This is a genomic window from Paenibacillus doosanensis, from assembly GCF_025060755.1.
GTDB lineage: Bacteria > Bacillota > Bacilli > Paenibacillales > NBRC-103111 > Paenibacillus_S > Paenibacillus_S doosanensis.
On the sequence record NZ_JANYUY010000001.1, the window covers coordinates 575,697 to 586,627 of the forward strand.

Consider the following 10,931-nt stretch of genomic DNA (forward strand, 5'->3'; position numbering starts at 1 on the left):
ACCTCCTTGTTCATATGCTATATGTCCTTTTTGTTAAACATGTCAACATAAGCCATGTGCGGGAACAGCATAGGGTTGTTGACGAGCATAAGTAACTGATTTAGCTGAAAGTTGAAAGACAACAACGAGACCTCTGTTTTTTTACCATTAATGCTACTCGTCACTTTGTAGCTGTCTATGGAACCCTTTATGTTGGAGGCATCGTAGATTAAATTTCCAGGAACCTCTGCGTCATTATGATTTAGGGCGCGATACCACTCGCCTAAAGTATTGATTCCCTGCTTACGATGAATATTGATCTTGTTATGCTCCGAATCTGCTTGCAATGCAAAATCAAATAATCCTATGTTTTTGTTATGCTCATTACCCAAGCAACAATAAATCAAGATTGGGCGTGTCGCAGTTTGTGTTTGGGGTTTCCCCCCCATATCCCCTGTAGCGATATAGCTGTGCATTCTAGCAACTGATTCCCGGGAAGCTTGCAGTCCTTTAATTGTATCTGCCCAAGTCTTCAAGGAATCATAAGAAGCAGATAAGCTCTTGCATTCCACTGCAACTGCTACCGCTTCAATAGGAATGAATTTTAATCGTCCTTTACGAAAAATATACGGAGTATAGATTTCATCCAAAATCACTAAGTCTACCTCTGGAGAAACGTGTCCTTTTGAATCCATAATAAAAACGGATTGCTCCACCACGAATTTCTTGGGCACCATATGGACGAATAACTCTCTCCAAATATCTTCCCTAAAGCCGCCGATGGTACTGCCGTGCTTCTTAAATTTAAAGAGAAGTTGGCTCACCGTGGATTTTTCCAACTCGACATAGTTACCAATAATTTCGTCTATTGTTTTTGTATCTGGTTCCAGTTGAATCTTTTCTTGTTTTTCCGACATTTATATCCCTCCCAAATAATTTAGAATTATATCCAAAATTATACTACATTTTCAGTGTCTAATTTGCCTAAACCTTAAATTAAACCATATCAAATATTCGCCGAAAGCTGTGAGAACTATGACCTTTAGAAATAAAAAAGCAAAAAAGGAGAGCGGTACCAAAATAGATACAGCCCCCTTCTAACTTTAAGATTGTGGTTTAATAGCTTCCTCGTAAAAAACACAACACCGGATTATTCTGAACATAGGTGTAAAGGTTCAAAGATAACGGATTATCCACTTGCCCCTCATAGCTATCCTTATTAATAAACCGCCCTACACTTGGATCTTAATACCATGCCCGCAAAGAGTATGTACTCCGAATCTCACTTACTCTTGGCAACTTCAATATTTCCTTACTCACCATACTGATAGGCATTTTTCACATTACCCAACCGCCGCGGCAATTTTGAACGACATCTCCATGACCTTATACCGATAGTGCACGGAAATCAACACTAAGGTTTAACTTATCCATCAACAAACTACAAATCCCGCTCCTCCTTCCAAGCCACTCCATACCTCAAAAAACAACAACAAAAATAGCCCCCGCTCATCGCAATGTGAGCGGAGGCCGCAAGCCATAAATCTATTCCTTACTGATAATCCTTCGCCTTCTTCACCAGCTCGTCGTAAGCCGCTTCCGGCGCCATCTTGCCGAACATCACCTTTTCCCCGATGTCCTTGAAATCTTTGGCCGTATAGTTGCTCCAGCCTTTGGCTCCCGGGTTGAACGGCTGCGCGTCCGGGGAGACGTTCTTGATCAGCTCGATCTGCAGCTTGTCGGAAGCCGTCAGCTTCGGCGTCAAATAATCGAGCACTTTCTTCGATACGGGCACGCCGCGGGTCGTTCCGAGAATGTCGGCCGCTTCGGTGTCGTTAATGAACCAGTCGATGAATTTCTTCGATTCCTCGACATATTTGGAGTCGGCGCTGATCGACCAGAACATCGACGGCTTGAGCCAGCCGCTGGACTGCGCCCCTTTTGGCTGCGTCACCAGCGTATACGCTCCCGGCTTGACGCCTTCATAGCCCGGGAACAAGGCGGCGAAGCTGCGCTTCATCAGCACGGTGTCGTTGTTCATCAGATCGAGCTTGGCGTCGGATTCTTTATCGGTGCTGGCCACGTCGGGAGGCGGAACGACGCCGTCTTTTCTAAGCTCCGTATACTTGTTCACATAAGCCAGCCAAGTCGCTTTGTCGATGTTGAACTTGCCGTCCACCGTGATCGGGTAGCCTTTTCCTTGGCTGATCTGGTAAGCGGTATACATCGTATAATCGGCGGTGTAATCCATCAGCACATATTTATCTTTATCGAGCTTCGCCTTCGCGTCTTTGCCGAACTGGAAATATTGATCCCAGGTCCAGCCGTTGGCCGGAGGCGTAATGCCGAGCTTGTCCACGGCGTTTTTGTTGAAAACCATTCCCGTGGCGTTGTTGCCGAGTGGAATCGCATACAATTTATCTTTATATTTGCCCGAATCGACGAGCGACTTGTCGACATCCTCGGTATGAATGCCTTGCGACAAATCGGCCAGCTGGTTTCGGCCCGCGTATTCCGACAGCCAGGCCGGGTCCATCTGAATAATGTCCGGCGCGTTTTTGGCGGCAGCCTGGGTAGCCAGCTTATCGGCATATCCGTCAAATCCGGAAAATTCCGGCTCGAAGGTAACGTTCGGATGCTTTTTCGTATACGCGTCCAGCGCTTTTAATGTCGCATCATGTCTTGCTTGCGAGCCCCACCAAACGATTCTGAGCTTGACCGGCTTATCCCCGCTTCCCGCGGAAGCCCCCGCGTCGGCTGCGCTCTGCTGGCCGTTCGTATTCGAACCGCAGCCGGCCAGACTCGCGGCCACCAAAGCCGTTAAGGAAAGCAACCCCCATGTTCGCATCTGCTTTCTCATCTTTCCCATATCCCCTTCCTGTATCAGCAGGTTATTCTAACAAGTTTCATTATAATGACGTCAGGAAGCAAGAAAAATAAGAGTAATGAACACATTTCTGTCACTATTGATCACAACCTATTTTTTGCCGAGCTCGCTCGGGTTCATACCGTAATATTTTTTGAAAAGGGAGCTGAAATAAGGGACGTTCTTGTACCCTACCATCTCGGCGATTTCATAGATCATATGCCGTCCTTCAAGCAGCAGCGCCTTGGCTTTCTCCATCCGGACGCGGATGACGTAGTTGGTGAAGGTTTCGCCCATCGCCTTTTTGAATATTTGGTTCAAATAGTTGCGCGATAAGTAGAGCTGCTTGGATACATCCTCCAGATTGATTTCTTCGGGGTAGCGGCTGTGCGCATATTGAATCATAAATTCCACCGTATCCTTATGCCGCGAATTTTCGCTCCAGCCCCGGCTTGTGGAGATGACGCGAATTTTCTCCTTGAGCCACCGCCCCAGCTCCCCCGCCGTCGCGATCCGGCTCACTTCCTGCGAAACCGTCTGTTCAGGGAACAATTCATCCAGCACAATACCCGTACTGTACAGAGAATAGGCGAGTATCGTCCAAATCTCCAGGCATAAATACTGCACGTAAGCGGGCGATACGGATGCAGTCTCTCCCAGCTGCCGGACATACGATTCCACGATCGCATCCGTGGTCTCCTCTTTGGAATAGACGATCGCTTCGGCCAGCTCCTGGCAAAATTTGATCGGGCGGATCGCGATCTTGCTGTCCGCAGGCAGAACGCCGGATTGCGCGGGATCGGTCACCAGCGTCTGCTGCAGCAGATCGAGAAACGCCTCCTCCGTAGAATTGGATATTTCCTTCCAATGATCCGTAATCCCGCCGAACCCGGTCCGTATTTCCAGCTTCAAATAGGTTCGGACGCAGTCGGCCATCCGCTCCGCCGCGCGGCGTATGTCCCGCAACGCTTCTTCCCCGCTCATGTCCCGCTTCAGATGAAAAATGACCGCCGCATGATGGCTGTGCAGCTCGACGAATTCCGCCTCCGGCCAATGATCGGCCAGCAGCTCCCTGACGATATTGGCAAGCGCAAACCGGAACAAGTTCCAATCCGTCAAGGTCAAGTTGGAAATGCGCATCGTGCTCGCCAGCTCCATTCCCATCACGAGATGATATCTCTCGCTCCAATATTCTTTCTCCGACAGCTTCAAGCTTTCGTCCGCTACCGAACGGTCGAACGTGCCGGTAACGACCGCTTTCAGCCATTCCTTCTGCACGAACGGCTCGTACATTCTCAGCCTCCGCCTAATCTCTTCCTGCTCCAGCTCCTTAAGCTCTCTGGCTTCCAGCTCTTGAATGACGCGCTCCAGCACCGCGCGCAGTTCCTCCATCGTGACCGGCTTGGACAAATAATCGCTGACCTGAAGCCTAAGCGCCTGTCTCGCATACTGGAAATCCGAGTAGCCGCTCAAGATGACGATTTCTCCCGGAAACCGCTCGTTTCGCAGCTGCTCGATCATCTCCAGCCCGTTCATCACCGGCATATAAATATCGGTAATGACGATATCCGGATTCGTCTCCCGGATGACGGCAAGCCCTTCCTCGCCGTCCATCGCTTCCCCGACCCACTCGGCCTCGAGCTGCTCCCACGGGATCGACTTGCGCATGCCGTCCAGCACTTGAAAATCGTCGTCAATGATGAGAATCCGCCACATGGCTCTCCTCCTCCGCCTCTTCTAGATTATGAATGACAGGCAGAACGATCCTTACCAGCGTTCCCTGCCCGTCGAGATTGTGCAGCTGCACGCCGTACGGCGCTCCCAAATAAGCGGCGATACGCTCCTTGACGTTGCGGATGCCGTAGCCGCCCGTCCTCCGCTTCTTCTTCTCGCTCCAATCGGCCCGCAGCCCTACGCCGTTATCGTAAATTCGGAATTCGATACGCGGAGCGTTCCCTTCCCGTTCCGCTTCAATCCGTATTTCGCCCGTCCGGCGCCCGTGAAAGCCGTGAATAATGGCGTTCTCGACGAACGGCTGAAGCGTCAGCCGCGGGATATACAGCTCCTTCAGCGCCTCGTCCGCTTCAATCGAGTAAGTTAAGCCATCGCCCCAACGTATACTTTGAATTTGCAAGTACGATTCCACATGAACGAGCTCGTCCCGGATCGGAATCATCGTCTCCCCGTTGGACAGGCCGATGCGGAACATTTTGCCCATCAGCGATAAAATCCGGCTGATCTTCTCCTGCCCGGCCTCAATGGCGAGCCAGTTCAGCTGGTCAAGCGTATTGTATAGAAAATGCGGGTTGATCATCGCCTGCAGCGCCAAAATCTCGGCTTCGCGCTGGCGCTTATGCTGCGCTTTGAGCGATTGCAGCAGCTCCTCGATCCGCTCCATTTGCCGGCGGTACCCGTTAAACAAGCTGCCGAATTCATTCGTGTAATCCGACGGCAGGTGCGAGGCGGAGGCGCTTCCCGGAACCCGGTTCATAATCGCCAGCAGCTGCCGGATCGGCTTCGTAAATTGCCTGGACAGAAACAGCGTGAAGAACGAAGCGATGAAAATGGCGGATAAGCCTGCGGCGACGAGCGCATAAGCGAGACGCACGCTGCCGTGAACGATGCTGCTCCACGGCGTCGCTTCGGCCAGAATCCAGTCCGAATGCGATTTGCTCCAGACGAGCAGCGCGTCGCCCCCGGCCGGTGCCGCCGGCAAGCGGAAGCTGCCGGATTTCTTCTCCGAGGCGCGAATCCGGCTCAGCTCCGAGTCGCCCAGCGTCAGGCCGCCGATCGCCGAGATCGTCTTGCCGCCGGCGTCGAGCAATATTCGGTTTCTCTGCTCCGTCTCGCCGCGGACCAGCTGCTCTATCGCCGAAGCCTTCACATTAAGCACGAGCAATCCGTAATATTTGCCCGAGTTATTATATACTTTTCGCGCGAACCCGATAAAATGCTGCGGCCCCGTGTTCGTATCCAGCATATGATCGCCTATCCAGGCAAAATCGTTGCTCTTGACATCCGGATACCAGCTCTGCGACTGCACATCGCGAATATCGAGAAACTTCACGGGCGCCTGCGAATCGGTAAGCTCGGGATTTTCCATATACAAATAAATCGATTGAACCATCGTCGTGCTGTAGGTGATATTGGCCAGCATATTCAGCAGGTCCTTCTTGCGCCGGAGCCGCTCGAAGGAATCCTTCTCCAGCGGGTTATAGCCGACGGTATCGATATTGCGCGCCGCCGCAAGCGACATCTGCTCGATCGACTGGCGCTGAATGTCGAGCTGCTTGTTCAGCTCCCCCAGCAAATCCTGCTGGTAATAAGACGTATTATCGGCGAGCTCCCGGGAAGTGATGCTGTAGCTGATCCAGGTGAAAATAAGCAGCAGGGCGGCAATAAATACCGCGAAGCTGCCGAAAAACAATCGATCGATCCTTACCCTCTTAAGCAGGCTCGTCACGATGCTCCCCCCTCTGTCCTCCGCTGCGCCTCAAACCGCCCTTATGCAGAAAAAAGCTGCCGTAACAAGCAGCTTTCCCGCTATAATCGTTATGATGGCAGCCTCATTTTACCCCTTCACCGCACCCGACGCAATGCCGTCGACGAAATGCTTCTGAGCCATGAAGAACAAAATGAGCGACGGTACGACGGAGACCAAAGACATCGCCAGCAGCTGTCCCCAAGGCAGCGCCGACTGGCTGTCCACGAACAGCTTGAGCGCGAGGCCCACCGTATACTTGTCCACGGAATTGATGTACAGCAGATGGCCGAAGAAATCGTCCCAGTTCCACAGGAAGCAGTAGATCATGACCGTAACCAGCGCCGGTTTGGTGAGCGGCAAAATAATGCGCCAATAGATGCCGAACCAGCTGCAGCCGTCCATCTTGGCCGATTCGTCGAGATCTTTGGGCAGGCCGCGGATAAACTGGACGAGCAGGAAGATAAAGAACGGGCCGCCGATCCCTCCCGCCAGCGCATGGGGAACGTAAAACGGCAAATACGTGTTGACCCATCCCCACGCATTAAACATAATGTACTGCGGCACCAGGGTAACTTGAGTCGGAAGCATCAGCGTCACCATCAGAATCGAGAACCAGAAGTTTTTGAGCGGAAAATCGAGCCTTGCAAATCCGAACGCGACCAGGCTGCAGGAGAGCACCGACGTAATCAGCACGCCTGCGATCAATTCGAACGTATTCATATAGAAATGGGTGAACGTGTACTTCGGAATCGCCGTCCAGCCTTCGGTGAAATTGCTCCACAGCCAATGCGTCGGAAACAAAGAAGGCGAGCTCATCTCATCATTCGATTTGAACGCTGCACCGACCCACCACAGAACAGGGTAGATCATGACCAGACTGAACAAGGTTAGCAGCACATGCGATCGGATCGATCGGCGCACAGTTAGATTCATTTCTTCCCATTCCCTTCCGTTTCATAGAATACCCAATATTTAGACGAGGCAAAAATGGCGGCCGTGGCGATGCCTATGATGACCAGCAGAATCCACGCCAAGGCGGAGGCGTAGCCCATGTCGTAGCGCGAAAACGCGCGATCGTACAAATACAGCGCATACATGTACGTCGAATTGACCGGCCCTCCCTTAGTAATAATGAATGCCTGCGTGAACATCTGGAACGAGCCGATCGTCTGCAGCACCAGATTGAACAGCAGCACCGGAGACAGCATCGGCAGCGTAATCCGGACAAACTGCCGCATTTTGGAGGCTCCGTCCACCGAAGAAGCTTCGTACAGCTCCGCAGGAATCTGCTTGAGACCTGCCAGGAAAATGACCATCGAAGAGCCGAACTGCCAGGCGACCAGAATGATCAAGGTGCCGAGCGCCGTGCCCGGACTGCTGATCCAGCTGATGCCTTTAATGCCGGCAAAGCTGAGCAGCTTGTTGATAAAGCCGTCGATGCCGAACATATTTTTCCACAGGACAGCCACGGCGATGCTGCTTCCGATGAGCGAAGGCAAATAGATCAGCGTTCTGTAGAAGGAAATCCCTTTAATCTTCTTATTGAGCGCAATAGCGACCAGCAGGGCGCTGATCAGCTTCAGCGGAACCGACAGCACTACGAAAGAAAGCGTAATTTTGAGCGACTGCCGGAACGTATCGTCGTCGGCGAAGATTCTCTCGTAATTTCTGAGGCCCACCCAATCGGGCGGATCGAGCAGCGTAAATTTGGTGAAGGAGTAATACACCGATTGCAGCATCGGCCACAGCGTTAACAGCAAAAATCCGAGCAGCCACGGCGAAATGAACAAATATCCGGCAATCGGCGATTCCCAGCGGCCTTTCAGCGAGAAGGCGGAAGTCCGTTTGCGGGCGGTTTTCGAAGAGGAGAGTGAGGTTGTCGAAGAATTCATCATTGTAGCCCACCTTTAGTTTACAAAGTCGCTTGTCTCTTGCTTACAAGTATAAGAGAAGGCGGCGGGCTCTAAAATGAGGGGAATGAACACTTCTTTTTCAAAATTGAACAATGAGATCATCGTACGGGACCCTCCTTCACAGCAAAAAGCCCCCCTCTCTGCCGCGGCAGAACGGAAGACTTGACGATGTCCATTTGGTATAAACGCCCCGGTTCAGAGCGAAAGTCCGTCTGCGGAATCCGATGCGTCGTTATCCTGCTTCATTCGCAGCGGCAGCGAGAAATAAAAGGTGCTTCCGCTGCCGGGTACGCTGTGCACGCCGATTTTCCCTTTATGATAGCCGACGATTTCCTTGGCGATGGCAAGCCCGAGCCCGACCCCGGTCCGGTTCACCTGCTCGCGGTCCCCGGCTTGAAAATACCGGTTGAACACCCGCGGCGCATCCTCGGGCCGTATGCCCGCTCCCGTATCGGCGACTTTGAAGACGACGCGAGGTGATGAGGCTGCCTCCGTCCGCTTAGGCCAGACCCACTCCAGCTCCAAGGCGATAGAGCCGCCCGCAGGCGTATGCTTGCGCGCATTGAACAGGAAATTGACGAAGACTTGCTCCAGTCTCGCCGGATCGGCCCATATGACGGGCACGTACGTCCCGGACGGGCACGGAGCAGCGCGAATCGTGAATTCCAGACCGCCGGAGCGAATGTCCGTCTCATAGCGCTCGTAAATATCGTAGAGGAGCTGCAGCGGATCGAGCTCGATAAACCGGAAGCGGACTTGCCCCGATTCGAGCTTCGACAGCTCCGACAAATCTCCGATAATCCGGTCCATCATCTCCGACTTGTCCAAGACGAGCTTCAACGTCCTGGCATCCCCCGGCGGGACGACGCCGTCCATCATCGCAGAGACGTAGCCTTGAATCAAGGTAAGCGGCGTGCCGAGCTCATGGGAGATGTTGGATAAGAGCCGGCGGCGCGACTTCTCCAGCCGGATCAGCTCCTCCGATACGTTCTGCAGCTCCCGGTTCGACTTCTCCAGCTGCTCCGTTCTCTTCTTGATCTTCAGCTCCAGCGTTCCGGTCAGCGCCGCCATCTGCCCCGATAACTTCTCCACCTGAACCAGGGAACGCGAGAAGCGCACCGATAAAATATACGCTTGAATGAAGACCGCGGCCAGCACGCCGTACGGGAACAAATCTCCGGTATTTATAAGCCGGTTGTAATATAAAGTGTCGTTCAACGCAGTCGCAATAATCGCGGCCAGCGAGACGAGACTGAGCCCCGACCACTCCCGCTTGCGGCGCAGGGCCGCCGCGTATACGCAGGCAATATAAACGAAGACGGCCATAATAAATAGTTGGAGCGGCAGCATAAACAGCGTATACAGCCGGGCCTCCGCCGCCAGCACGAACAGACTGCCCGCGCAAGCGGTCCAGACGATCCAGACGAGCAGGCGGCGGGAAAGTTCCTTCGGATACAGCGATTCGGCATAAGCCGCGAACAAGGGCAGCGCGTAAATGGCGCCCAAATATTCCAGCTTCACGCCAAGCTCCCACGGAATCGCCGGAAATAACTGAACGGCGACCGTATCTCCGACGAATAACGTCCGGACGCCGACGACGGCGCATAAACCGCCGAAATATAGCGTCGACCGGTCCTTCCGGCGCTGTACGTACAGAATCAAATGGTACAGCCCCATGATCAAGAGGCAGCCGGACAACAGCGTCTGCAGCACGACCTTCCGCTCGCTGATGCGGGCAATCTGCTCCTTGGAACCGAGCCTGATCTCATCCCACAGCCCGCCCTTGCGCTGGACGAAGTTGGATACCTGTATCGTCAGCTCCACTCTGGGCCCGGACGGAACAAAATAATACGTATCGGCGGCATTTCCCGCAATCATCTGTTCGCGGCTCGCGCCGACCGTCCCTTTTCCTCCCAGCAGCCTCCCGTCTACCCACAGCTTGTAGGCAGAGGCCGCATGAGGAATATACAGGCCCAGCGTAGTGTCCGATACCGCGCCGGGAGGCAGCAGCAGAGTCAAATGGTACGTTCCGTAGCCCTGATTGCCGAGAGATTCCCCGCCGATCCGATACTGCCCCCATGTCCCCGGCACGCGGGCATACGCATCGGGCTCCGCCACTCCTGCGCTCAGGTCGCGGGGTTCGAGCAGCCGGCGCCAATAAAGCTCCCATTCCCCGTTCAGACGGACGGTGCCCCTCTCTTCGGGATTCCAGCCGGATAGATCCAGCGTGCCGCCGGCCGCTTCGCTCATAGGCGGCGATAACGGAGCTTCCGGTGACGCCGCGGCCGGAGCAGTCGGCCAGAGCAGCATGTTCGCGCAGCAGCACGCGACGGAAATGAACAGAATCAGGAGGCTCTTCACGGCCAATTTATCATGTGCCATCTGGACGATTCCTTTTTACGAAAAAGATGTAGTGATTACAAATTTCGTCAAATCATCGGAAATTCCTGTTTTTTCGATGCAAAATTTTAACGCTCGGCGGCATATGACGCGAAACTGCGACTTTCGGCATACTCGCGGATCATCCGTTCACCTATAGAGGGTTCCTGGGCCGTAGAACAAGTCATAACCACCGGCTTAGCCGGTGGCTTCCATCAGCCCTATAAGGGCATGGTACTAGCACGCGCCTAAGAAGGCGCACTGAAAGTCTGCCAACCGCGAGCGGTCCCGGGCTTGCCCCTCAAAGGGG

General features: G+C 53.4%; 7 protein-coding genes and 1 pseudogene. All 8 read right to left on the reverse strand.

Annotated features, from left to right (window positions below; translation table 11 throughout):
- Positions 1–17 precede the first annotated feature (17 nt).
- Complete coding sequence (locus N0M98_RS02540; RefSeq protein WP_259616857.1) at positions 18–896, reverse strand: DUF6602 domain-containing protein; 879 nt, start codon at positions 894–896, stop codon at positions 18–20.
- Positions 897–1,122: 226 nt separating this feature from the next.
- A pseudogene (locus N0M98_RS34020) lies at positions 1,123–1,224 on the reverse strand (RHS repeat-associated core domain-containing protein); the annotation flags it as partial.
- 307 nt (positions 1,225–1,531) lie between these two features.
- Complete coding sequence (locus tag N0M98_RS02545; protein WP_259616858.1) at positions 1,532–2,839, reverse strand: ABC transporter substrate-binding protein; 1,308 nt, start codon at positions 2,837–2,839, stop codon at positions 1,532–1,534.
- Between the two features lie 117 nt (positions 2,840–2,956).
- Positions 2,957–4,561, reverse strand: coding sequence for a response regulator transcription factor (locus N0M98_RS02550; protein ID WP_259616859.1), 1,605 nt, complete (start codon positions 4,559–4,561; stop codon positions 2,957–2,959).
- Positions 4,539–6,308, reverse strand: coding sequence for a cache domain-containing sensor histidine kinase (locus N0M98_RS02555; protein ID WP_259616860.1), 1,770 nt, complete (start codon positions 6,306–6,308; stop codon positions 4,539–4,541). Before N0M98_RS02555 ends, N0M98_RS02550 begins: the two co-directional genes overlap by 23 nt.
- Positions 6,309–6,416: 108 nt before the next feature.
- Positions 6,417–7,262: a carbohydrate ABC transporter permease gene (locus N0M98_RS02560; RefSeq protein WP_249861934.1), complete on the reverse strand. Its 846-nt coding sequence runs from the start codon at positions 7,260–7,262 to the stop codon at positions 6,417–6,419.
- Positions 7,259–8,221 (reverse strand): carbohydrate ABC transporter permease, encoded by a 963-nt coding sequence (locus tag N0M98_RS02565; RefSeq protein WP_249866471.1) that lies wholly within the window; start codon positions 8,219–8,221, stop codon positions 7,259–7,261. Before N0M98_RS02565 ends, N0M98_RS02560 begins: the two co-directional genes overlap by 4 nt.
- Before the next feature lie 216 nt (positions 8,222–8,437).
- Positions 8,438–10,624, reverse strand: coding sequence for a sensor histidine kinase (locus N0M98_RS02570; RefSeq protein ID WP_259616861.1), 2,187 nt, complete (start codon positions 10,622–10,624; stop codon positions 8,438–8,440).
- Between the last annotated feature and the right edge of the window lie 307 nt (positions 10,625–10,931).

Excerpts from the sequence above, each read along its gene's own strand:
- N0M98_RS02545 (WP_259616858.1), bottom strand. The coding sequence starts at position 2,839 with ATGAGAAAGCAGATGCGAACATGGGGGTTGCTTTCCTTAACGGCTTTG.
- N0M98_RS02550 (WP_259616859.1), bottom strand. The coding sequence starts at position 4,561 with ATGTGGCGGATTCTCATCATTGACGACGATTTTCAAGTGCTGGACGGC.
- N0M98_RS02565 (WP_249866471.1), bottom strand. The coding sequence starts at position 8,221 with ATGAATTCTTCGACAACCTCACTCTCCTCTTCGAAAACCGCCCGCAAA.
- N0M98_RS02560 (WP_249861934.1), bottom strand. The coding sequence starts at position 7,262 with ATGAATCTAACTGTGCGCCGATCGATCCGATCGCATGTGCTGCTAACC.
- N0M98_RS02540 (WP_259616857.1), bottom strand. The coding sequence starts at position 896 with ATGTCGGAAAAACAAGAAAAGATTCAACTGGAACCAGATACAAAAACA.
- N0M98_RS02570 (WP_259616861.1), bottom strand. The coding sequence starts at position 10,624 with ATGGCACATGATAAATTGGCCGTGAAGAGCCTCCTGATTCTGTTCATT.